This is a genomic window from Cohnella cellulosilytica (assembly GCF_042431195.1).
Taxonomy (GTDB): domain Bacteria; phylum Bacillota; class Bacilli; order Paenibacillales; family Paenibacillaceae; genus Cohnella; species Cohnella cellulosilytica.
On record NZ_JBHMDN010000079.1, the window covers coordinates 190,855 to 214,025 of the forward strand.

General features: G+C 59.4%; 23 protein-coding genes. 6 read left to right on the forward strand and 17 right to left on the reverse strand.

Annotated elements, in window-relative coordinates; genetic code table 11:
* Positions 1-222: 222 nt before the first annotated feature.
* Positions 223-459, forward strand: a complete 237-nt coding sequence (locus tag ACFFT4_RS34110) for a DUF2626 family protein (RefSeq protein WP_378054145.1) — start codon at positions 223-225, stop codon at positions 457-459.
* A gap of 176 nt (positions 460-635) precedes the next feature.
* Here ACFFT4_RS34110 and ACFFT4_RS34115 read toward each other — a convergent pair whose 3' ends face one another.
* Positions 636-1,826: a class I SAM-dependent methyltransferase gene (locus ACFFT4_RS34115; RefSeq protein ID WP_378054147.1), complete on the reverse strand. Its 1,191-nt coding sequence runs from the start codon at positions 1,824-1,826 to the stop codon at positions 636-638.
* Positions 1,827-1,904: 78 nt separating this feature from the next.
* Between ACFFT4_RS34115 and ACFFT4_RS34120 the strand changes: the two genes are divergently transcribed.
* Entirely contained in the window at positions 1,905-2,990 is a 1,086-nt protein-coding gene (locus ACFFT4_RS34120; RefSeq protein WP_378054149.1) for a coiled-coil domain-containing protein, read from the forward strand.
* A gap of 5 nt (positions 2,991-2,995) precedes the next feature.
* Here the strand turns inward: ACFFT4_RS34120 and ACFFT4_RS34125 are convergent, their stop codons facing one another.
* Positions 2,996-4,291 carry an extracellular solute-binding protein gene (locus ACFFT4_RS34125; protein ID WP_378054151.1) on the reverse strand — a complete coding sequence of 432 codons (1,296 nt, stop codon included), beginning with the start codon at positions 4,289-4,291 and terminating at the stop codon, positions 2,996-2,998.
* Between the two features lie 248 nt (positions 4,292-4,539).
* The gene (locus tag ACFFT4_RS34130) at positions 4,540-5,871 is read right to left on the reverse strand and encodes a PhoH family protein (RefSeq protein WP_378054153.1); all 1,332 of its coding nucleotides are present in this window, start codon (positions 5,869-5,871) and stop codon (positions 4,540-4,542) included.
* A 178-nt stretch (positions 5,872-6,049) separates the two neighbouring features.
* On the opposite strand from ACFFT4_RS34130, the gene ACFFT4_RS34135 reads away from it, so the two are divergent.
* Complete coding sequence (locus ACFFT4_RS34135; RefSeq protein ID WP_378054155.1) at positions 6,050-6,610, forward strand: YhcN/YlaJ family sporulation lipoprotein; 561 nt, start codon at positions 6,050-6,052, stop codon at positions 6,608-6,610.
* Between the two features lie 237 nt (positions 6,611-6,847).
* On the opposite strand, the gene ACFFT4_RS34140 is transcribed toward ACFFT4_RS34135, so the two are convergent.
* From ACFFT4_RS34140 to nirB, 3 genes are read right to left on the reverse strand one after another with little or no spacing between them, the layout of a single operon-like run.
* Positions 6,848-7,702, reverse strand: a complete 855-nt coding sequence (locus tag ACFFT4_RS34140; RefSeq protein ID WP_378054157.1) for a formate/nitrite transporter family protein — start codon at positions 7,700-7,702, stop codon at positions 6,848-6,850.
* Between the two features lie 18 nt (positions 7,703-7,720).
* On the reverse strand, positions 7,721-8,032 hold the full coding sequence (nirD, locus tag ACFFT4_RS34145) for a nitrite reductase small subunit NirD (RefSeq protein ID WP_378054159.1): 312 nt from the start codon (positions 8,030-8,032) through the stop codon (positions 7,721-7,723).
* Positions 8,033-8,067: 35 nt separating this feature from the next.
* Positions 8,068-10,497, reverse strand: coding sequence for a nitrite reductase large subunit NirB (gene nirB, locus ACFFT4_RS34150; protein ID WP_378054161.1), 2,430 nt, complete (start codon positions 10,495-10,497; stop codon positions 8,068-8,070).
* Positions 10,498-10,815: 318 nt separating this feature from the next.
* Between nirB and ACFFT4_RS34155 the strand changes: the two genes are divergently transcribed.
* A complete protein-coding gene (locus ACFFT4_RS34155; protein WP_378054163.1) occupies positions 10,816-11,442 on the forward strand; it encodes an ANTAR domain-containing response regulator in 627 nt (208 codons plus the stop codon).
* Positions 11,439-12,476 carry an anthranilate phosphoribosyltransferase gene (locus ACFFT4_RS34160; RefSeq protein WP_378054165.1) on the forward strand — a complete coding sequence of 346 codons (1,038 nt, stop codon included), beginning with the start codon at positions 11,439-11,441 and terminating at the stop codon, positions 12,474-12,476. Before ACFFT4_RS34155 ends, ACFFT4_RS34160 begins: the two co-directional genes overlap by 4 nt.
* A 239-nt stretch (positions 12,477-12,715) precedes the next feature.
* Here ACFFT4_RS34160 and ACFFT4_RS34165 read toward each other — a convergent pair whose 3' ends face one another.
* The 6 genes from ACFFT4_RS34165 to ACFFT4_RS34190 form a co-directional block, all read right to left on the reverse strand.
* Complete coding sequence (locus ACFFT4_RS34165; protein ID WP_378054167.1) at positions 12,716-13,849, reverse strand: LCP family protein; 1,134 nt, start codon at positions 13,847-13,849, stop codon at positions 12,716-12,718.
* The gene (locus tag ACFFT4_RS34170) at positions 13,846-14,163 is read right to left on the reverse strand and encodes a hypothetical protein (RefSeq protein WP_378054169.1); all 318 of its coding nucleotides are present in this window, start codon (positions 14,161-14,163) and stop codon (positions 13,846-13,848) included. Before ACFFT4_RS34170 ends, ACFFT4_RS34165 begins: the two co-directional genes overlap by 4 nt.
* A gap of 52 nt (positions 14,164-14,215) precedes the next feature.
* Positions 14,216-14,518, reverse strand: a complete 303-nt coding sequence (locus ACFFT4_RS34175) for a YlaH-like family protein (RefSeq protein WP_378054170.1) — start codon at positions 14,516-14,518, stop codon at positions 14,216-14,218.
* Between the two features lie 30 nt (positions 14,519-14,548).
* A complete protein-coding gene (typA, locus tag ACFFT4_RS34180) occupies positions 14,549-16,390 on the reverse strand; it encodes a translational GTPase TypA (RefSeq protein WP_378054172.1) in 1,842 nt (613 codons plus the stop codon).
* Positions 16,391-16,628: 238 nt separating this feature from the next.
* The gene (locus ACFFT4_RS34185; protein WP_378054174.1) at positions 16,629-17,111 is read right to left on the reverse strand and encodes a hypothetical protein; all 483 of its coding nucleotides are present in this window, start codon (positions 17,109-17,111) and stop codon (positions 16,629-16,631) included.
* A gap of 147 nt (positions 17,112-17,258) precedes the next feature.
* Positions 17,259-17,933 (reverse strand): YjbE family putative metal transport protein, encoded by a 675-nt coding sequence (locus ACFFT4_RS34190; RefSeq protein WP_378054176.1) that lies wholly within the window; start codon positions 17,931-17,933, stop codon positions 17,259-17,261.
* Between the two features lie 122 nt (positions 17,934-18,055).
* Between ACFFT4_RS34190 and ACFFT4_RS34195 the strand changes: the two genes are divergently transcribed.
* Positions 18,056-18,805 (forward strand): TerC family protein, encoded by a 750-nt coding sequence (locus ACFFT4_RS34195; RefSeq protein ID WP_378054178.1) that lies wholly within the window; start codon positions 18,056-18,058, stop codon positions 18,803-18,805.
* 25 nt (positions 18,806-18,830) lie between these two features.
* Here ACFFT4_RS34195 and thiI read toward each other — a convergent pair whose 3' ends face one another.
* From thiI to ACFFT4_RS34220, 5 genes are all read right to left on the reverse strand, one after another.
* Positions 18,831-20,060 carry a tRNA uracil 4-sulfurtransferase ThiI gene (gene thiI, locus ACFFT4_RS34200; RefSeq protein ID WP_378054180.1) on the reverse strand — a complete coding sequence of 410 codons (1,230 nt, stop codon included), beginning with the start codon at positions 20,058-20,060 and terminating at the stop codon, positions 18,831-18,833.
* The gene (locus ACFFT4_RS34205) at positions 20,057-21,223 is read right to left on the reverse strand and encodes a cysteine desulfurase family protein (RefSeq protein ID WP_378054182.1); all 1,167 of its coding nucleotides are present in this window, start codon (positions 21,221-21,223) and stop codon (positions 20,057-20,059) included. Before ACFFT4_RS34205 ends, thiI begins: the two co-directional genes overlap by 4 nt.
* A 110-nt stretch (positions 21,224-21,333) precedes the next feature.
* The gene (locus ACFFT4_RS34210) at positions 21,334-22,041 is read right to left on the reverse strand and encodes a lytic transglycosylase domain-containing protein (RefSeq protein WP_378054184.1); all 708 of its coding nucleotides are present in this window, start codon (positions 22,039-22,041) and stop codon (positions 21,334-21,336) included.
* A gap of 165 nt (positions 22,042-22,206) precedes the next feature.
* The gene (locus tag ACFFT4_RS34215) at positions 22,207-22,413 is read right to left on the reverse strand and encodes a DUF1540 domain-containing protein (protein WP_378054186.1); all 207 of its coding nucleotides are present in this window, start codon (positions 22,411-22,413) and stop codon (positions 22,207-22,209) included.
* Between the two features lie 78 nt (positions 22,414-22,491).
* The gene (locus tag ACFFT4_RS34220) at positions 22,492-22,995 is read right to left on the reverse strand and encodes a YpuI family protein (protein WP_378054188.1); all 504 of its coding nucleotides are present in this window, start codon (positions 22,993-22,995) and stop codon (positions 22,492-22,494) included.
* Positions 22,996-23,171: the final 176 nt, after the last annotated feature.

The following is a 23,171-nucleotide window of genomic DNA, read 5'->3' on the forward strand; positions in this document are numbered from 1 at the left end:
ATACTCCTATTTATATCCACTTTTCCTGTCACTATACCTTTCGAAAATGCAAAAACGATCCGGCGTCGATTGCGCGCATAACCCTTGCGGAGGCGGGGAACGATAAGGGAACGCGGAAAAAGTTTGCCGATTCGTCACGACTTGCCGGGTTTACATGCCTATGCGGAGCCGTTATAATATGCTTTAGAAATCGTCTTTGCGCGTATGAGAGGGGTATTCACGATGGCACGTATGTTTAGGGTCCTCGGTTTCTGGACGCTGGCAATTGCCCTGATGGCGTTTGCGGGAGACATGTACGAGTTCGCCCTGCTGTTCTTCATCCAGACCGCCGTTTTCTTCCTGATCGGCTATTTGAACTTTACCGAGCGCACATACCTGTACGTCTTCTGGGGCTATATGGTTTTGGCTTTCCTCGGTTTTACGTACTGGTCCGTCTTCGAGATGGGAATTCCCGTGTAACTTAGACCGGATACATACGGCACACAGCGACAAAAAACGCCTTCTCGTCCCCGCGACGAAGAAGGCGTTTTTTTTGACGATACAGAATTTATAAGTTTCACCCTTATCCTTGTCTGTATCGTCTCCGACAAAAACGCGTTCGCCGTCTTAAAGACGCCGCAGGCGTTTTTGCTTGATTATTCGGACTTCGGCCGGCGATCCACCAGGAAGACCTGCACCTTGAACAGCTCGCTCATCCCGTCGGAGAGCAGCAGCTGGCGAATCGCGCGGTTTCGGCGCGCGACGGGATGGAACGGATCGGAATGGCCATGCGCCGTCAATTGCTCCAAAATACCGGCCTCGACCAGAAACCGCTTTTGCGAGCCGTACCAGATCTCCTTTGCCCCCTGGCGCTCCACGCAGCGCCGGATATGGCTGAAGTTCACATGCGCGGTCAGGTCCTGCTCTCCCGGCCAGACGTACGGATCGTTGTGCGCCCGGTGCTCGCGGTAGCAGAGCAGCGTTCCGTCCATCCGGTGCGGCCCGGTCAGCTCGGCGGTCTCGTCGCCGTAATCGATGAAGACGAGCAGCGCTCGCTCCAGACCGCCCGCGAGCGCCGCCGCCCAGGCCGCGCCGTCCAGATTCGCCTCGACCGTCTGGCCGTCCAGCAGCCCGATCCCTTCCTCCCGCAGCCATTCGGCCAGCCGCGGCTCGGTCGGCTCCATGCGGCACGGGACGAAGCCGCCGCCTTCCGCGCAGGCCACTCCCCACTCGCGCAGCTCTCCGCGTTCCCTAACGAGCCGGTGGACGGGGAAGGCGTCGAGCAGCTCGTTCGCCGCGACGACGACCGGCCGGCCGGGAACGACCAACCGCTCCCATTCCGTCTCGTCCGCCACCCGAGCCCGGCCCTCGCGAATGTAGGCCGCCAGCTCCCGCTCCGCCTCCCGCCGATGCGACGGATTCCCGTCGATGACGGTGACGACGAACGAGAGCGAGCCTTCTCCCCCGCGGTCCGCTTCCGAGGACGACCATGCGTCCAGCATTTGCCGGCTCAGCCGCCCCGTGCCGCCGCCCCAGTCGAGCACCTCGACCGTCTCGTCTCCCCCGAACCGCTCGAACGCGGTCCGGCGCAGCCAGCTTGCCAGCCGCTCGCCCATCGCCTCTCCGATATGCGAGCTCGTGTAGAAGTCCCCGTCTCTTCCGACCTTGGGCGCACCGGAACGATAATAACCAAAATCGGGATGATAGAGGCAAAGCGACATATACTGGTGAAAGGGAATGGCGGACAGCTCCGACCCGTCCGCCGCGATCCCCCGCAATCCCCGCTCCTCGATGCTTGCCGCGATCGCGGCCGGAAGGGAGGGATGCCGAGCTTGGGCGTTAACCATTCTATTCGCACCTTTCCCAAGGGAATTTGAAAGTTTATAATAACATAGGATCGGACGCCGCCGGAAAGGAGTGACCCGATGCGTCGGATAGGTATATTAACGCTCGCGGTTTCTATGTTTCTGCTGGGCGTCTCCAGAGGCGGAGCCCTGCTTCCCGTCCATGCCGAGCCTTATCCCGAGGAAACGCGACAATTGCTGGAGAAAAGCTTGTCGGTCGTCGAGCTGAATCGCGAGATCGACAGAATCTCCGCTCTGCGGAGCGGCGCGCAGGCCGACATCGAGCGGAACGAACGGCTGCTCGCCGAACGCGAGATGGCGATCGCCGTCCAGCGCGAGAAGGCGGGCCACGTTCTGCGATCCTATTATATGGGCTACAAGGATTTCTGGATGGCTGCGCTGCTGCACGCCGACTCCCTGCCGAAGATCATCCGCGTCTGGGATACGATGGACCTCATCGTGCAGGCCGATCACCGGACGATGAACGCTTACGCGGAGCAGTATCGCGAGCTTAAGAGCGGATACGAACGGCTGAAGCGGGAGAAGGACGATCTGGTCGCCGTGGAATCCGGGCTGGTCGCCCAGCGGGATCGCATGAACGCGCTGCGCGGCGATCTGGACCGCGAGCTCGCCGCCAGCGGAGACGAGCAAATGCTCCGCAAGCTGATGGATGAGCTGCAGGCGTATTGGAGGAATGTGGGCCTGTACGAGGTAAAGCAGCATTTCAAAGCGCTGGCCAGCGCCATGACCCAGCTTCCCGATTACGTCAAAAAAACGCCGGGCATCGTCCAGACAAACGGCCTGAAAACCAAGCTGACGTTGTCCGATCGCCAGTTAAACGAATTTCTGCGCTCGCAGGACAGCCGCTTCGACGACTTCTCGTTTAAATTCGACGACGGCCTGCTTACGATGGAGGGCGACAACGGCCATCTGCAGGTCACCATCCAGGGCCGCTATACGATCGAGAACGAGCCGGAGAACGCCATTCGTTTTCATGTCGATAAGCTTGTTTTCAACGGTCTGGCCTTGCCCGATACGACAAGAGCCGAACTGGAACAGGAATTCGACCTCGGCTTCTATCCGCAGAAGCTGATCAAATACGTCAAAGCCCGCAGCGTGGAGATGGAGGACGGCCTGTTGACGGTAGACCTCGGGATCGGAGGCTGAGCTCCTCAGTCTCCCGTCCCGCTCTCCCATGCTTCCTGCCATTCCTCCCAGGTCAATTGACCGCCGGAAAATTCGCCCCACAGCTCTCCGAGACGGTCGAGCTCCCGAACCGCGTCCGGACCGGACAGCAGCGGAGCCTGATTTGGAAAAGCTTGTCCCGAACGGCCCGGGAGCAGGTTGGACAATCTTCGGTCGACGTCGTACAGCGAGCGGAATACCGGAAGCTTGCCCTGCTCCTCCATGTGCAGCAGCTGCGCCTGCTCTCCCGTCATGTCCGCGATCCATACGCCGGCGGCCTCTTCGGCCTCGGTGCGCGAGGAGATGACGAAGCTGCTGCCCCGAGGCCATATGTACGGCAGGTTCCACGAATGATGGTCGATCGCCAGCTTGAATTCCGCCTGCTCCCCGGAGCCTTCGCGCGACACCAGCTCCTCCGCCTCCGAATACGGCAGGACGCCCGCCAGCGCGTTGCCCGCGCTCAGCGCCTCGCGGACGTCGCGTCCGAAGCGGACGCGATCCCGCTTCTCTTCCAGCAAAGCCATCGCCTGGCCCCGCGCGGTCTCCTCCCACGGCTCGCCGTCTTGCTCCCACAGCCCGTCGGTTCGTTCCTGCGCATAATTTTCCAGCCAGGCCAGCAGCGCGTACGGGTCCTGTCCGTCGACGGCGAACCAATAGGCGCCGTTCGCTTCCTCCGTCTCCGCGCCAGCCGCCGCGGCCGCCCACTGCTCGCCTGTCAGCGGAAACTCCGCTTCCTCTCCGAGCCAGGCCCGCAGCAGCTCCGCGTTCCAGACGAGCACGTACGGGTCCATATCGCGCGGAACGCCCCACAGGTAGCCGTTCCACTTCAGCGGGGCCGACAGCGCCTCGAACTGCTCGCCCAACGCCTTGCCCGCGAACGCGGCGTCGGCGGGGTGCAGGTAGCCGGACGAAGCGAATTCCGCCACCCATTCGTTGCGGAACAGCATCACGTCGGCGGCTTCCTCCAGCTCCGAAGCCGTTCGATACGTCTCGTAAGCGTTCTCGGGAGAAATTCTCCGCAGTTCGACCTGGATATCGGGATGCCTGAACACGAAGTCGTCGTTCATATTGGACAAGGCGCGGAACTCCTGTTCCTCAAGCGCCGCTTCAATCGTAATCCGCGAGATTTCTTCGGCTTCCTCGGGCTCCTGGACCGTTTGCGCTCCGCCCTGCTGCACGGCGACGGGAACCGAAGAGGGGGAGGGCGCATCCGCCCACGGCGACAACAATAGAACCATGATGCATAGCAGCAGGAACACCGAGACCAGCTTCCGTCGCGCCACAAGCTCACCTTTTTTCGTCGTTTCGTTACATAACGCTACCTTCATGATAACAGGACGGGCCCGGCCTGTCTCCCCTTTTCGGGAAGCGCTTTATCCCCCCTGCCGCCCGGCAGCCAAAAGAGGCCGCCCGCGACAGCAGGAACCGGCCTCCTCCGACTTCTTGACCTTCCGATCGCTTAACCCTTCTCGGAATCGCGGCTTCCGGCCGACGGCGCCGCCGGGAGCTTCTCAATCGCTCCGGCCCGTCCTCAGAGCTTCTCGGTGGCCAACTGGGCCAGCCGCGAGCGTTCTCCCTTCTCCAACGTGACGTGGCCGCTGATTCCCTCCTCCTTGAAGCGTTCGACGAGATAGGTCAGCCCGTTGCTCTGCGAGTCCAGGTAAGGGTGGTCGATCTGCTCCGGATCGCCGAGCAGCACGATTTTGCTGTTCTCTCCGACGCGGGAGACGATCGTCTTCACCTCGTGCTTGCTGAGGTTTTGCGCCTCGTCGATAAGGATGAACTGTCCCGGAATCGACCGCCCCCGAATGTACGTGAGCGCTTCGACCTGAATGCTGCCCATGCCCATCAAAATTTTATCGAGATCGCCGGCCTTCTTCGTATCGAACAAATATTCGAGATTATCGTAGATCGGCTGCATCCACGGACGCAGCTTCTCGTCCTTCTCGCCGGGCAAATAACCGATGTCCTTGCCCATCGGCACGACCGGACGGGCGATCAGCAGCTTCTTGAACCTGTGCTCGTCTTCCGTCTTCAGCAAGCCAGCTGCGAGCGTCAGCAGCGTCTTCCCGGTGCCGGCCCGGCCGGTCAGCGTAACGAGCGGAATGTCGTCGCTGAGCAGCAGCTCCAGCGCCATCCGCTGCTGGGCGTTGCGGGCCGTAATGCCCCACACCGGGTCGTTGCTCATATGCAGCGGCTCCAGGCGCTGGCCGTCCGAGGTCACCTTGAGCAGCGCGGATTTCGACGTCCCGAGCTCATCCCGCAAAATGACGAACTCGTTCGGATGCAGCGTCGTCTTAAGCCCGAGAGACTTGATGTTCAGCGAGCGAGTCGAGTAAAATTCGTCGATGACCGACGGATGCACGAGCATCGTAAAATACCCGGTATATTGATCCGTATCCGTCGCGATCCGATCGGAGAGATAATCCTGCGCGACAATGCCGAGCACGTCCGCCTTCACGCGCACGAGCACGTCCTTGCTGACGAGAACGACCGGCCGCGGGTCGTCCGACTCCTGCTCCTCCATATGATAATTCAGCGCCACCGCGAGAATCCGGTTATCGTTCGTCATCTCGCCGAACAATTCCTGAACCTTCACGAATCGCCGATGATTCATTTCCACTTTAAGCAAGCCTCCGCCCGGCAGCGGCACGCCGGCATGCAGCGGCCCTTGCGTCCTCATGGCGTCCAGTTCCCGCGAGATGTTCCGGGCGTTGCGCCCGATCTCGTCGGCGAGCCGTTTCTTGGAGTCGATTTCTTCCAGGACGACGGAGGGAATGATGATCTCGTTGTCGTCGAAGGCGTACAAAGAGAGCGGATCGTGGAGCAGCACGTTCGTATCCAGCACGTAAATTTTTCTCATGGGCGTTCCCTCCCGATTCGAGCTTATTGGGCGTTCCTATCCAGCAGGTTCCGTTTTTTTCTCCACAGCTTCTTTACATAGGGATCGAACGACAGGGAACAATACGACGAGCAAGCCTTTTCCTGCGGTCGGCCGCGCGGCCGATCCGGGCATCCCTCCAACCGGGTGGTGAACAACGATGAAAACGGACAAAACAATCGCTTGGGCGGCCGCGGCGCTGCTGGCGTTCCTGCTCGTTCTCGGCTCTGCGGGCTGCGGAAGCAAGCAGGCGAATCCGGAGTCGGCGGAATACAATCCTCGCGCGCAAGGGCTGAACGAAACGGCCGACGGCGCGCCGCGCGGCGCTCAGGAGAAAGCGGCTCATCTCGAGGCGCTGGCCCGCGGCGTCGAAGGCGTGCAGAATGCCAATTGCGTCGTCTTCGGCAAATATGCCATCGTCGGGATCGACGTCGACGAGAAGATGGAGCGTTCTCAGGTCGGGACGATCAAGTACGCGGTAGCCGAAGCGTTCCGCAAAGACCCTTACGGCATCGACGCGCTGGTCACGGCGGACATCGATATGGGACAGCGAATCCGGGAAATCCGCGCCGACATTCGCAGCGGCCGGCCGATCTCCGGATTTACGGACGAGCTCGCCGACATCGTGGGACGGCTCATTCCGCAAATCCCGCGCAACATTATGCCTCCGAGGGAGCCGGAAAACTTCGGAACGACCCCGGCCGAACAGCCCCGCAAATGACAAAAAAAGCCCAGTGATGGCCACTGGGCTTTCGTCATGGCTGCAGGCGCACGGTTGGCCGTGCGCTCGCATGCGCCTTGTTGAACGATCCGATCGGTCAAGGAAGTAGGTTTCGAGCGAATCACCCGCAGCCCCCCAAACGGTTTTGCTGGTTTGATTATAGCATATCCCCGCTTGCTTTCCAACGGACTTTCGCTCAGGCATCGCGGCGCCGGCCGGACGAACGATTTCCGGCCCTTAGGCGCTTTTCTCCGCGCCCGCCGCCTCCGATCTAGCGCGGGAAGTCCCGCCTGCCGGAGGCGCTGCCGAGGCCGCGGTCTGCGACCAATAATACATCAGCCCCGTGCAGAGCGCTCCTCCCGCGAAGTTTCCGACAAACACCGGAATCTGATTCCAGATCAGCCAATCCCCGAAGCCGACGTTCGCGCCGAGCATCATGCCCGCCGGAATGACGAACAGGTTAACGACGGCGTGCTCGAAGCCCTGCCCGAAGAAAATAAAAATCGGCAGCCACATGGCGGCGATCTTGCCGATTGTCGAGTTGGAAGCGAGCGCCATGACGGCGCCGAGCGTCACCATCCAGTTGCAGAGAACCGCTTTGATGAGGACAAGCGCCATTCCTGACGCTCCCATCTCCTTGTAGGCGAGCGTTTTGGCTTCCGCCGTCTGAACGAGCGTCTGGGCGAGCGGGCTGCCCATGTCCGTCCCCATTTTCGTGACGGTCAAGCCGTACAAAGCCGCATAGACAATACAGCCCAGCACGTGTCCGCCGATGACCCAGCCGAAGCTGGAGAGCATTTTGCCCGGCGTCGTTTTTCTCTTCAGGACGGCCGGAGGAATCAGCGCGAAGCTGCCCGTAACGAGCTCGAGTCCGAGTAGAACGATGATCACGAATCCGACCGGGAACACGGCGGCCCCCACGATGCCGAGATTCGTTTGCGCGGTCGCGGTAAAGGCAAGCGTCGTGGCGCAAGCCAGAATCGCGCCGGCCAGCCCCCCGCGGAGCAGCAGCTGAACCGGCGGCAGATTCGCCTTGGCGGTTCCGGAATCGATCATTTGATTGACGATCTGAGACGGCTTAACATAATCCATGCGCTCTCCCCCTCCCGATTAAATCGTGACGTAGATCGATCCGTTCGACCGGTCGACCTCGACTTCGAACGTATCGACGCAGCCGTGGTCCGGCTCGTGCGCGCTGCCGCTGCGCAGATCGATTTTCCAATCGTGAAGCGGACAGTGGACGACCCGTCCGCACACCATGCCCTCGGACAAAGCTCCTCCTTTGTGCGGGCACCTGTTTTCGACCGCGAGCACTTCCCCGTCCGACAAGCGGAATAACGCGATCTGTTTGTCCCGTATCCGCAATGTGCGGGACCCTTTGACATCGATGTCGTCGATATTGCCGACATGAAGCTTGCTCATGCGCCTGCACCTGCCTTGGTCGATAATGGTTGGCCTTATACGTTTTGCGCTTCCGCCAGCGGCTCGAAATTTTTGCGCAGCGCGCCGTTCTCGACGATCTGCTTCCACGGATCGGTCGTCAGATCGAGCGTCTTGCGGATTCGGGCGCACAGCGTCGCACGGTCGTCTTTGTTTTGTAGAGCGGTTCGCACCGCGTCCAGTCCGACCCGTTCCACCCAGTTCGACGTTCTTTCGTTCCATTGGGCGTTCTCTCTATAATATTGAAGAAACGCACCGGCCCACTCGACGACCTCGTCTTCCGTTTTCACGACGCACAGCAGATCCGTCGCGCGAACGTGAACGCCCCCGTTGCCGCCGATATGCAGCTCCCAGCCTCCGTCTATCGCCACCACGCCGAAATCCTTGATCGTCGCTTCCGCGCAATTCCGCGGGCAGCCGGATACCGCGAGCTTCACCTTCGCCGGCGTGTTCAGCCGCTCGAACTCCTTCTCCAGCCGAATGCCCATCGCGATGGAATCCTGCGTTCCGAAGCGGCAGAACGTGGAACCCACGCAGGTTTTGACCGTGCGAAGCGCTTTGCCGTACGCGTGTCCGGACGGCATCTCCAGCTCCTCCCACATCTTCGGCAAATCCTCCTTCTTCACCCCGAGCAGGTCGAGCCGCTGCCCGCCGGTGAACTTCACCATCGGCACGTCGAACTTCTCCGCCACCTCCGCGATCTTTTTCAATTCCGCCGGAGACGTCACTCCGCCGTATATTCTCGGAACGACGGAATACGTGCCGTCCTTCTGAATGTTCGCGTGATACCTCTCGTTCGTGAATCTGGACTCCTTCTCGTCCTTGTATTCTTCCGGCCACAGCATGCCCAGATAATAGTTGAGCGACGGCCGGCATTTGGAGCAGCCCTCGGCATTGCCCCACTCCAGCACGTTCATGACTTCCTTGATGCTCTTCAGTTCCATCCGCTTGATCTCCGCCACGATCTCGTCGCGTCCCAAAGCCGTGCAGCCGCAGATGCCTTCCTTGGTCGCTACGGCGTTCTCGCCCGCATAGACGGCGAGCAGCCCTTCGACGAGAGGCTTGCAGCCGCCGCAGGAGCCCGAAGCTTTCGTGCAGGCTTTGATCTCGCCTACGCTCGAGCAGCCTTTATTCAGGATCGCGTCGGCGATCGCGCCCTTGGATACGCCGTTGCAGCCGCAAATGATCTCGTCGTCCGAAAGCCCCTTCAACCGCTCGAGCGGATCGGCGCCCTTCTGTCCAGGAACGATGCCGAGCAGCAGCTCCTTCTCGCGCCCTTTGATCGACTCGCCGTTTTTCATGATCGAAAACAGCTTCGCTCCGTCTCCCGTGTCCCCGAACAGCACCGCGCCGACCAGCTTATCGTCCTGCAGGACGATTTTTTTGTACACGCCGTCGATCTCGTCCTGGTAACGCAGCGCCCGCGAGCCCGGAGGCTCGTCATAGCGGCCTGCCGAGAAGACGTCCACCCCGGATACCTTAAGCTTCGTGGAGGTGACGGAGCCCGCATATCCGGCCGTCTCGACCCCGGCCAGCCGCTTGGCGAGCACGGCCCCCTGTTCGTACAGCGGCGCCACAAGACCGTAGGCGATCCCTCTGTGTTCCGCGCATTCTCCCACCGAGTAGATATCCTCAACGTTCGTCTCCAGCCAATCGTTGACGACGATTCCCCGATTGACCTCGATTCCGGCCGTCTTCGCCAGCTTGACGTTGGGTCGGATGCCGACCGCCATGACGATCAGCTCCGCCTCCTCCTCGCTCCCGTCCGCGAAAGCGAGGCCGGTCACCTTTTTCCTGCCGAGCACGGCGACGGAATGTTTGCGCAGCAGGAACTTCATGCCTTGCCGTTCAAGCTCCGCCTGCAGCATTCCGCCCGCCGTCTCGTCCAGCTGCCTATCCATCAGATAGCCGTTAATATGCACGACCGAGACGTCCACGCCGAGATGGAGCAGCCCTCTGGCCGCTTCCAACCCGAGAAGCCCGCCGCCGATGACGACCGCCTTCTTGATTCTCTTCGAGGCTTCTATCATCGTTTCGCAGTCTTTCAAGTCGCGGAACGCGATGACCCCTTCCTTGTCCGCCCCGGGCAAGGGCAGCATGAACGGGTCGGAGCCGGTAGCCAGAACGAGCTTGTCGTACTCCAGCGCGATTCCTTTATCCGTGGTTACCCGTTTCGCGCTCGCGTCGATGCCGATCGCCCTTTGCCCCGCAAGCAGACGAATTCCGTTCTCTTCGTACCAGTCCCAATCGTTGAGTACGATTTCCCGCAAGCTTGCGCCCCCGGCCAGAACGGAAGACAGCATAATCCGATTGTAGTTGGGATGCGGTTCCGCCCCGATGATGGTCACGTCGTATGCATGGGGAGCAAGCTTCAGCAAATGCTCGATCGTCCTCACGCCCGCCATCCCGTTTCCGACCAGCACCAGCTTTTTCCTGGCGTTGTTCATAGAATTCTCTCTCCCTTCTTGAAGCCGATCAACATAAAAGCCCGCTTTCGCATTCACGGAATCGGTTCTTTTCCGCGAATTCGATAGCAGGCTCCATTGCCGCTTGAGCGAGTACCCCATTGTACCCCTCGAGATGAAATTGTAAATGCTGATGGATTCACTATACAATATCACGCCAAACGACGTCAACATACCTGACGCAAATTTTATTTTTCATGAACGATGGACAGTTTCGCTTGACCTGTGATATAAATTTACGTGAGATTATATGACATAATGAAAAATTAGGTTACATCTACAGAGACGGGGTGATCGACGATGCGTTCCTTGTTGGTTATTCACAATCGCGCTCCCTCGGCGGAGAAATCGTTGCCTCCCTCGCCCAAGGCGCGTTCCCCCGAATCGACGCTTCGTTCGCACGGCTACTTCGTATTCGCGACTTCTTCGCAGGACCAGGCGCTTCGGCTCGTCAAGGACGCGGATGCGGCGATCATGCAGCTGCCGATCCATGCGATTAAAGGCTGGGGCGGCTATCTGCTGGAGAATAAGCCCCTGCCGCTCCTGTGGTGGTGCGACGAAGCCGCGGCGGCCCAATCCCTGGAAGCCTGCGAGGACGATATCTCGCTCGACGGCCTGCTGACGCCTTCCATGTCCGGCTCCGAAATTCATTGGGCCCTTCATATCGGCTCGAAGCAGTTCATGGAACGAAGACAGTGGCAGAGCGAACGCGAACAGCTGCTCGGGCGTATCGAAGAGAGAAAATGGATCGATATCGCCAAAAAAATTTTATGCGACCTCAAAAACGTGACGGAATCCGAAGCCTACGACATTTTGCGCAAGCAGGCGATGAACGAGCGCAAAAGAATGGTCGACGTGGCCACCTCGATCGTCAAGGTGCATCAGCTGCTGCAGGAAAACAAAGAGAGAGGGGCGAAACGGAAATGATCGCATGGTTAAAGGAAGTCGGGAGAGGCAAGCGCGGAGCGCGGGATTTGACCTACGAAGAAAGCTTGCGGGCGGCCGAAGAAATCTTGAGCCTGCGGGCGACTCCCGCCCAGATCGGCGCGTTTTTCATTGCCGAACGAATTAAAATGGAGAGCGTCGAGGAGCTTCAAGCGTTCGTGGAAGCGTGCAGGGCGGCCGCCTTCCGCGAGCCTCCGCACGAGGACGGCCTCGACTGCGCGGGGCCTTACGACGGGCGCAAGAAGTCGTTCTACGCCTCGTTCGCGTGCTCGTTCGTTCTGGCCGCGGCGGGACTGCCGATTACGCTTCACGGAAGCGGCTCCCTTCCGCCCAAATGGGGGATCACGCTTCACGATATGCTGGGCGTCATCGGCATTCGCCCGGACGAACTGCCCCGCGAGACGCTCGTCTCCGCCGCAAAGCAAACCGGGATTCTGTACGTGCCGGCGGAGCAATGGTGCCCGCCGCTCGGAGAGCTTCGTCCGATCCGGGAACAGCTCGGCATGAGAACGGTGCTGAATACGGCGGAAAAGCTGATCGACTACAGCCGTTCTCCCTACCTCGTGTTCGGCGTATTCCACAACACCGTGTTCGATCGGCTGTCCCGTCTCCTAACGACGCTGAATTACCGCAAAGCGCTGATCGTGCAGGGAGCGGAAGGCTCGGAGGATCTATTCGTCGATCGCCCGACCCGCACATATGCCGTCGACCGGGGAAGCGCCAGCCTGCACGTCGTCAGTCCCGAAGCCTGGGGACTCGACGCTCCCGTTCCGGACAGGGAATGGACGGCCGCCGCGCAGATCGAAGCATCCGAAGCCGTGCTCCGCGGCGATGCCGACCTGGCTTTCACAAACCAGGTTCTGCTGAACGCGGCCTATCGGCTCCACCTTGCCGATCGGGTCGGATCGGTCGAAGAGGGACTGTATACCGCGAAGGCGATGCTGGAGCACGGCAGAGCTTGGGCCTCCTACGCCGAGTGGCGGGATTTACTCGCGCAAAATTTTATCCTCCGTTAATCGCAAGAGGGGCTGTCCTCGAAGGCAGAGCTGCTTGAGAGGATCGATAGACAAAGAAGGGGGATGTACCTCCTGGAGATGCCTCATACGCTCCTGAAATCACCCTGTCACGGGTTAATCATTCCCGTTTCAGGAGCATATAGCATCGGAAGGAGGTACATACCCCTTGCGCCTTGTTCATCGATTGTCTCTTTTGAAGCAGCTTGGCAGGCTTAGGAAACAGCCCCGCTTCGCCAATCCTACTTACTGGCGGATGCTCCGACCGTCGCGGCGCCTCCGCGCCCCGCCGGATCAAGATCCTCGCCCAGCGCCCGCTTCGCTTCCGCCAGCTTGTCCTCGTCCAGATAGACGTAAGGACTTTTCCAGGTGCCCGTCAGCGGAATAAAGCGAATGTCGGACCGGTTGATGCCGAAGTAGGTGGCGATAATGTTCTCGATCTGCGCGGCGGGAATATCCGTCCGCAGATTGTTGCCGACCGCGTCCAGCAGCCCGCCGACCTTCGTCACGCTGCCGAGCGACTTCATCCGGTCGACGATGGCGCCGAGCACCTGGCTCTGCCGCTCGTTGCGCTGAAAATCGCTGGATTCCGCCGTCGGCTCAAAGCCTTTGTTGCGGTTCGACTGCCGATAGCGGACAAAGCCGAGCGCCTGCTCCCCGTCGAGCTCCTGCTCGCCCTTCCGCAGATTGATGTCGGTGCCGTCGACCGAATCCTGGTATCGCATATTCTGATCAACGTTGACCTGAACGCCGCCAAGCGCGTCCACGACGTCGACGAAGCCTTGAAAATCGATCACCGCCGTGTAATCGATCGGAACATCGAAGAATCTCGACAGCAGCAGCCGCGTCTCGTCCCGCGCGTAAGCCGGCAATCTCTCCTTCTCCAGCTTTTCGGAGTTTTTGCCGTACATGTAGAAGGCGGCGTAATAACCGTTGGCCTTGTGCCGCTTGTACCCGTCCACGTTCAAGTCGCTGTCCCGCGGAATCGAGACGACGGTCGCCGTTTTCGTCTGCGGATTAAACGCGGCCACCATCATGACGTCCGTGTTCATGCTGCCGGTTTCGCTGCGGGTATCGAGTCCGAGCAGGACAAGCGAGATTGGCTTGACCTGCGCGCGCTCCTCCTTCGGAATCGTCGTGACGACCGGTCCGCTGATTCCGTCTTCCTGCTGTTTGGCGATTTTGGACAGATTCGGCTTGTAGGAGCCGAAATACAAGGTAGCGACGTAACCCGCAAGCAGCACGATCGCAATGGCGAGCAGCATGAAAATAAATCTGCCCCAGCGAAATCCTCCGCGGGACTTCTTCGGCTTCTTCGATGCTTTGGGAGCGGCGTTTCGGCTCGAACGGGACGGCAACGGTGTATTCTGACTCAAGGCTGTTCCTCCTCGTCCTCGGTTTCGAAATCCGGACCGCAGCCCGCAGGCTCTCCGAACATATCCCGATTCAGCTGCTCTACGGATTCACGGTCGAACCAGACCGTGCGCTCGGTCCCGTTTTCCGCTTCGACATACGTTATGTATACTTTGCCTTCGTCCTCCGAACGGACATCGAACGACGTCAACCGGTGGTCTTCCGACAAAATTTGCGCGAAAAAGCCAAGCGTCTCCCGCGCGGCCTCGTCATCGGGCCGCTTGAAGACGATCCATTTCATTTGCAGCCAGTAAAATAAAGCATCCATCAGAGACACGGCGGTTTCCCCTCTCGTAAGCGGCGTCCCCGGATAACCGGGCGACCGCGGATCAACCGACCCGCGGCGCCTCGCCGTCCTTGTTCTTCCGGTAAGCTTTGCGTTTGTCGTACATCTGGCGCAGGCGCAGCAGCAGCATCATGGCGACCGCGACGGCCATGCACTGGATGATCGGCAGCTTGTCCAGCTGCAGCAGCAGCAGCACCAGACAGCCGATCGCCAATACGAGATGGACGAGAATTTCCTTCAGGATCGGGAGCTTCCCGACCCTGAACACGGTATTGAAAATATAAATCGTGCACGCGACGATGAGAATATAAGAAATAATCGGGTGATCGTGAAACCACTGCTGCATGGGAATCCCCCTTTTCTCACGTTCGGAGCTTTATACGCCCGTCTCGGCCATCCGGCGATGCTTCTCGGCTCTGTCCCGCTCGCTCTTGTTCAGTACCTTTTTGCGCAGACGAATGCTCTTCGGCGTAATCTCGCACAGCTCGTCGTCGTTCAAATATTCGAGCGCTTCCTCGAGCGACATCAGACGAGGCGACTTCAGCTTGACCGTCTCTTCCTTGTTCGCCGTACGGATGTTGTTCAGAGCTTTCTCTTTGCAAATGTTGACGATAATATCGTTATCGCGAGTATGCTCGCCCACGATCATGCCCTCATACACTTCTTCGCTCGGCTCCAGGAACAGAATGCCGCGGTCCTCTACGGACAGCATGCCGTACATCGTCGTTTTGCCGGTCTCGCTCGCGATCAGCACGCCCTGGTGCCGGCCGCCGACCTGGCCGCCGACCATCGGTCCGTAGCTGTCGAACGCATGGTTCATAACGCCGTAGCCGCGAGTCAGCGTCAGGAAGTTCGTGCTGTAGCCGATCAGACCGCGCGCGGGAATCAGAAACTCCAGGCGAACCTGGCCGTTGCCGTTGTTGATCATGTTGACCATTTCCGCCTTGCGCGTTCCGAGGCTCTCCATGACCGCGCCCATGTTCTCTTCCGGCACGTCGATGAGCAGCCGCTCGATCGGCTCGCTTTTTACGCCGTCGATCACCTTCAGAATAACCTCCGGCTTGGATACTTGCAATTCGTAGCCTTCGCGGCGCATGTTTTCGATCAGAATGCCGAGATGAAGCTCGCCGCGGCCGCTGACGACAAACGCGTCCGGGCTGTCCGTCTCCTCGACCCGCAAGCTCACGTCCGTCTCGATCTCTTTGAACAGACGCTCGCGCAGCTTGCGGGAGGTGACCCACTTGCCTTCCCGTCCGACGAACGGGCTGTTGTTGACGAGGAAGGTCATCTGCAGCGTCGGCTCGTCGATGGCGAGCACCGGCAGCGCCTCCGGGCGGCTCGGATCGGCGATCGTCTCGCCAATGTTGATCTCCTTCAAGCCGGCGATGGCGACGATGTCGCCCGCGGCCGCCGCTTCCACCTCGATGCGCTTAAGCCCCTGGAAGCCGAACAGCTTCTCGATGCGGGCCTGCTTCACCGCTCCCTCGCGGTCGATGACCGCCACGACTTGGCCTTGACGGATTTGTCCGCGGTTGACGCGGCCGATGGCGATGCGGCCCAAATACTCGTTGTAATCGAGCAGCGTGACGAGAAATTGCAAAGGCTCTTCCGGGTTTTCCTTCGGGGACGGGATATGCTCCAGAATCATTTCGTAGAGAGGCTCCATCGTCTGCTGCAGATCGTCCGGCGAGTTGCCGGCGATGCCGTTCAGGCCGGAGGCGTATACGACCGGGAAATCCAACTGCTCGTCGGAAGCTTCGAGCTCGATGAACAGCTCCAGCACTTCGTCGACGACTTCGGCGGGCCGGGCGGCCGGGCGGTCGATCTTGTTCAGCACCACGACGGGGGTCAGACCTTGCTGAAGCGCCTTGCGCAGCACGAATTTCGTCTGCGGCATGCACCCTTCGAAAGCGTCGACCACGAGCAGCACGCCGTCGACCATTTTCATAATCCGTTCAACTTCTCCTCCGAAATCGGCGTGTCCCGGCGTATCGACGATGTTGATCAACGTGTCCTTATAGTTGACCGCCGTATTTTTGGCAAGAATCGTAATTCCGCGTTCCCGCTCCAGATCGTTGGAGTCCATGGCGCGCTCCTGCAGCTGTTCGTTCTCGCGGAACGTGCCCGACTGACGCAGCAGTTGGTCTACCAGCGTTGTTTTACCATGATCGACGTGGGCGATGATGGCGATGTTGCGAATTTTGTCTCTTGAATGCATGCTTCCACTCCTTGTTGTCTCTGTCGGTTTCTCCGGTTAGCCCCCGCAAAGCGCGCGGCCGCCCGGGTTTCCCTTATTCCCAAAACAAAACGTCGACACGAGGCCGACGTTGATAACCATTACCGGTACGATCGACACAGCGCCATGAGATGCCCGCTGGTCCTCATCCCTTATATTATACGCTACATTGGTGAAAAAGCCAACCGATTTCTCTCGCTTCAACGCCGCGCCGGCTTCATTACCAAATCTTCGGTCTGCGAACGACAAGCCACGCGCCCCCGCCGATCAACAGGATCGCCAGCAGATAGATGCCCCACGCCCACAGCAGCGTCATGACGAAGAAGAGCAGGGACAGCCCCGCCAGCCCGACGGATACGAGCCACAGCTGCTTGGAACGATCGTAGCCGAAAATATAATATTCATACAAGCCGACGGCGATCGCCAGCGGAAACAGCGGCCAGAGGTATTTCAGCAGCCCCCATCCGAACCAGTTGCCGATCATCAACACGAACGAAACGACCGTAAGAATGCCTGCCGGAATCAAGGCGATCGAAGGAACGATGCGGCCGAAATAGAGAACGTGAAGCAGCACTCCCGGAATCAACACGAACAACGGCCAGAAAACGGCGCCTATAAACGCGAACACACCCAATTTGCCTAGAAGAATAATTATGCCAACAGCCACGACTCCGATTCCGACTGCTGCGGACTGTCTGTTCACGACGGCTCCCCCACTTCTTCTCAGCAGTTCACGTTCCGGTCTACGAAGCGTGACGGCTTTTTCCTTTAGTTTAATGGAAGTCGGGGGAAAAAACCAGTTCATGAAAGCAAAATTTTCCCTAAGCATTCGAAGATTGGGACCAGATGCCTATCCGGCCTGCCGATTTCGCTTCCGCACGATCAATACGACCAGGAGGAGCGCCGAGACCGCCATAAGCGGGATAAGCCTTTCCGCGTCGGCCGAGATCAGGTGCCGGTACGGCTGCCATCCGGGATCGCCCAGCGCCATCTCCACCGCGGTATAGCCGAGCAGCCCGCCTCCCAAATAAAGCAGGCCCGGGAGCTTGTCCAGCAAACGCATAATAAAGTTGGTGCCCCAAATAATAATCGGAATGCTCATGATGATGCCGATGATCAGCAGCGCGGTATCACCCTTGGCGACGGCGGCGACGGCCAGCACGTTGTCCAGACTCATGACGAAATCGGCCAGCACGATCGTCCACACGGCCCCGGCAAGCGTATTCGCGGCCTGGGTATGGGCGGACTTCTCTTTATGGTCCATCAGCAGCTGGTAAGCGATGGCCAGCAGCAGCACCGCGCCCACCGTCCGCAGAAAAGGAATGTTGAGCAGCGCGATCGCTCCGAGCGTCAACACGCATCGGAGAACGATCGCCGCGGCGGCCCCCCACCAGACGGCGCTTCTTCTTTGCTCCGGCGGCAGCCTGCGTCCGGCCATGGCGATGACGATAGCGTTGTCGCCGCTCAGCAGCAGGTTGATCATGACGATTTCCAGAAATACGAGCACCGATTCCATCATGTTCATTCGGCACACCCCCTCTTACCCAATTTATGAACAAGCAGCCCGGGATATGAACGGCAATTATTTTTGAACCGATCACGCCGCTGAGCCGTATAACTGCTTGAATTCGCAAGGGAGGGATAAACTTGGAAGTGTTCGGATGGGATGTGCTGAGCTTTGAATTCTGGTCTCTTCTGGCGACGATCGTCTTCATCGATTTGCTGCTGGCGGGGGACAACGCCATCGTCATCGGCCTGGCGGCCAGAAACCTGCCGCAGGATAAGCAGAAGAGAGCCGTCGTTCTGGGCACGGCGGGAGCCGTGCTCGTTCGGATTGCCGCCACCTTGCTCATCGTCGCTTTGCTGAAAATCCCCTACCTCCTTGCTTTCGGCGGAGCTCTGCTGCTGTGGATCGCTTACAAGCTTCTCGTGCAGGACGATCCGCACGAGGGCGTCAAAGCGGGAACGACGCTGTGGGCGGCGGTGCGCACGATCGTCATCGCGGACGCGGCGATGGGACTGGACAACGTCGTCGCCGTCGCCGGAGCCGCTCACGGAGATTATTTCCTCGTCGTGCTCGGACTGGCGATCAGCATCCCGATCGTCGTCTGGGGCAGTACGCTGTTTATTAAGCTGATGGGCAAATATCCGTGGATCATCTATTTAGGCTCCGGCGTACTGGCGTACACGGCAGCCAAAATGATTGCCCACGAAGGCGAATTCGCCGCCTTCTTCGACCGCAATCCCGTTCTGTACTGGATATTCATCGCCGGTCTGATCGCCCTGATCCTGGCCGCGGGCTTATGGACGAATTCCGTCAAAGCCCGCCGCCGCGCCAAGGACGAGAGCAAGCGGGCGCCCGTATTCGCCGCCAAAAAAAGCCGCGAATCGCATTAACGCGCGATTCGCGGCTTGCTTGCTCCTAGAACCAGTCGTCCTCCCGCCGTTGTTCCCCGGCGGATGCTTCGGCCTCTTCGCCGGCTTTCAGCACGACGACTTCCGTGCCCTGGACCGCTTCGTCGATCAGGCGATCCAGCTCGCCGCCCATCATCGCTTCCGCCCGTTCGACGATGTTCAGGTTCGGGTTGATGGCCGGCGATTTCGGAACGAACAGCGTGCAGCAATCCTCGTACGGCAGAATCGACGTCTCGTAGGTACCGATTCGTTCGGCATAGCCGATAATATCCTGCTTGTCCATCATGACCAGCGGCCGAAGCAGCGGAAGGGAAGCCACGCGCCCGATCACGTTCATGCTGCCGAGCGTCTGGCTGGCGACCTGGCCGAGGCTGTCGCCGGTCACGATCGCCAGCGCGTCGTTCTGCTCCGCCAGCCGTTCGGCGATGCGCAGCATGCTTCTGCGCATCAGCGTAATGATCAGGTTGTCGTGGCCGGAATTCGCGAGCTTCGTCTGAACCTCGGTGAACGGCACCAGATGCAGCCTGATTTTCCCGCCGTAATACGCCAATCTTCTCGCCAGCTCGACGACCTTGTCCTTCGCCTGCTCGCTCGTGAACGGGTAGCTGTGGAAGTGAACCGCCTCCACCCGCAGCCCTTTGCGCATCGCCATCCAGCCGGCCACGGGACTGTCGATGCCTCCGGACAGCAGCAGCATCGCTTTGCCGTTCATGCCCAGCGGGAAACCTCCCGCTCCCTTCACGACCTCGCAATAAATATAGGCCATGTCCTTCTGGATATCGACCTTCAATTCGACGTCGGGACGACGGACGTCGACCTTCAAATCCGGCGTATTCCGCAGCACGTGGGAGCCGACGAGATGATTCATTTCGATGGAATTGTGCGGATACTGCTTCCAGCCCCGGTTGACCGACACCTTGAACGTGCTCGGCGGCACGCTCAAATTGCGGATCAGCTTCAAGGAATTTTCGCGAATCGCCTCCAGCTCCAGCTCCGAGCCGATCACCGGGCTGAAGCTCAAAACGCCGAAAATATCCTTGAGCCGCTCCGCCACCGGCTCGTAGCTCTCGCCGTTCAGACGAATGTAAACCCGGGCGTAGCTTCTGACGAATTCGAGCTTGTCGAACGGCTTCAATGCCAATCTGATTTGCGTCAGCAGCATCGTTTCGAATCGATTGCGGTTGCGCCCCTTAATGACGATTTCTCCAAAGCGGACCAACACCAGTTCATAGTTCATTTCCCTGTCCTCTCCAGCGGCTTCAAATCGGCCGCGACCGACCTTAACTTTTCGCCCAAATGTTCGATATCCCGAATCGAATGCTCGTCGCCGAAGCTGATCCGAATGCTCCCCGACGAGCGATCCGCGTCGTATCCCATAGCCAGCAGCACGCGGCTCGGCTTGAGGCTCTTGGAGGAGCACGCCGACTGGGTGGACACGTAGACGCCTTCCCGCTCGAGCATATGGATAATCACTTCCGGCCGCATTCCCGGATAAGACAAATTCACGACATGCGGCGCCGTATCTCGTTCGTCCGCCGCTCCGTTGACGACCCACGCCGGAATTTCCGCAACGATGGCCAGCAGCCGCCTTCTCAGCTCGTACATCGTCGCACGACGGGCTTCCCTTCGTTCCATCGACAGTCTGAGCGCCTGAGACATCGCGACAATGGCCGGAACGTTAAGCGTGCCCGAGCGCATGCCGTTCTCCTGGCCGCCCCCGCTAAGCAAGGGCGAGAGCTCGATCCCTTCCTTCACGAGCAGAAGGCCGACTCCCTTGGGACCGCCGAACTTATGGGCCGAGCCGCTGTAGAAATCGACTCCCGAGCCCTTCCAATCGAACGGGACTTTCCCGATCGCCTGGACGCCGTCCACATGGAAGCGGATGCGGGCATGCTTGCGGACGATTCGGCCGATTTCCTCGATCGGCTGAACCGTTCCCGTCTCGTTGTTCACATGCATGACGCTGACGAGCACCGTCTCCTTGCGAATCGCCGCGGCGACGTCCCCGGGATCGACCCTGCCGGCGGAGTCGACGGGCAGCACCGTCAATTCAACCGCTCCTTCGGCTTCCAGCTGCCGCGCGCATTCATGAACCGAGGGATGCTCGACCGGCGATACGATGATATGCTTGGGCGACCTGCCCGTCTGGCCCAACAGCCCTTTGATCGCCAGATTGTTGCTTTCCGTCCCTCCCGAGGTGAACAGCACCTCCCGCAACTTCGCGCCCATCCGCTCGGCCACGCTGGCGCGGGCTCTGTCCACGAGCTTCATGGCGTCGGTCCCGGCTTTGTGCAGGGAAGACGGGTTGGCGTAGTGCAGCTTCATCAGCTCGGTCATCGTGTCGATCACCATCTGCGGCATGGGCGAGGAAGCGCAGTGGTCGAAATAATAGGTGTTCATTGGCGTTCTCCATTCGGAAAATTAAAAAGACGGGCAGCGGCCGCAGCCGTCCCGTCTCGCTTGTTAAAGCCGACGCTGCCGTTCCGGGAAAACCGGTTCGGCCGGTTAAGTTAGACGCTCCACTGGACGGTGGCGTTCAGCACCTTGCGGATGTAGCCCTGCGTCTCGGACGGAAGCTCGTGCAGCCGGGCTTCGACGTCCTGATCGTTCTTCAGGCCCAGCCGGTCGACGCGTCCCGGCCCCGCATTGTAGGCCGCCAGCGCGGTGGCGACGTTGCCGTCGTATTTGCGCAACAGATAGGACAGGAATCGCGTTCCGCCGTCGATGTTCTGCGCCGGATCGAACGAATCGGCCACTCCGAGCCCGCGTGCGGTATCGTCCATCAACTGCATCAGTCCTTTGGCTCCGGCCCCGGATACGGCGTTCGAATTAAAGGAGGACTCGGATTGGATGACGCCTTTGATCAGCGCCGGGTCCACGCCGTACTTCTCCGCCGCCGCGACGATCAGATCGTCGAAGTCCGAGGACGAGCCGGCCGGAGCCAGCGCCCCGCCCCAATAAACGGAAGAGGAGGACAGTCGATTAAGCGGCGCGGCTTCGACCGCCGCCGAAGCTTGCGAATCCGCCGTATACTGGCTGAGAAGCAGATCGAATACGCCCGCGCTTTCTTCCGCCGCGCCGTTGGCGGCCTTCCCGGCGAACGGGTTCGCTTCCGTTGTCCATTGCGCAAGCAGCATCTGCTTGAGCAGTCGAGGATCGGTCGTTATATTCAAAGTCGATCGGCTCCCGATAATCAGATTGTAGTTGATTATTTCCATTGTACAACAATCCCGGAAGCGAGACCAGTCCCGACCGACCGCCCGAAACGCTTCTCAAGACCTATTTTACCGATTCGGAAAGTATAAATCCGCGATCCTTATTCCGGATCGTCTCGACAAAACGCATTCTTCGTCCTACAGACTCCGAAGGCGTTTTGCTTGGAATTACGATTTCGGCTCAAACGTCAGACAGCAGGTAACGGATGAAGTCGCCGCTTTATCGCGGTGTCCTTCGAATTCCTCGGCAAATTCTTCGTTCCGGCCCAGGTTGGCATGCGCGTCCACCTCAATCATGATTTCGCTGGCTCCGCAGGCATTGCCTTCCTTCCAGAACGCGCAATTGCTTACGCTGCAAGCTACGCCTTTCGGCATAATCATCACCCCCCTGACTAGTGTTCTCCCGCGAAAGCGGGGTATACCGTCAGGGGGCGGAGGTTGCAGCCAGATTTGCTATTTCGCCTGTCCTTGCATGCGGCGATTCGTTAAGTAATCGCTCTCGTAATACGACAGATCGTCGCGTAGCTCTTCGTAGACGCGGGATATCGACAAAATGACGTCACGCGCGGCGCGAACCGGCTTCATCCGGAAACGGATCGCGTCTTGTCCCGTATATGCGTATCTTCCGTCTTCGGAATAACATTCATTTTTCGGATAAAAGAACGAATTGACGCCGTTATGATAAACCTCGTACAGCGCGCGCTCCGCCAAATCGCTGTCGAGGTTCGGCCTTCTCAGCACAGCTCCGAGCTTCTCGTACGCCACTTCGGAGAACACCAGCAGATGCCTCAGATCCGACAGCAATCCGGAATAAAAGACTTCCTCGTCGGGATTGTCCGCATGCTGGATAAGCTGCTCAAGCGCGTGATGATTCAGAAATTGCTCGATCGGATCGATAGCCGCTTTCAGCTTCTCCCTGCTGGATTCGGCAAGCGCCTTAAGATTGGCGGATGACATGAACAGATCCCCTTTCCAATTGTGCGAAAAGCATGGCGATACGAAGCAGTCGGGCATCAAGCGAAATAGCCCCGCTTGTAGGCCTGCGAAACTTACCTGTTATCGTACCACAAATCCGCGGCGAAAGGTACTGGCAAGGGCAAATTGCGCCGTATATTTTTGCCGTCGTCCCTTCA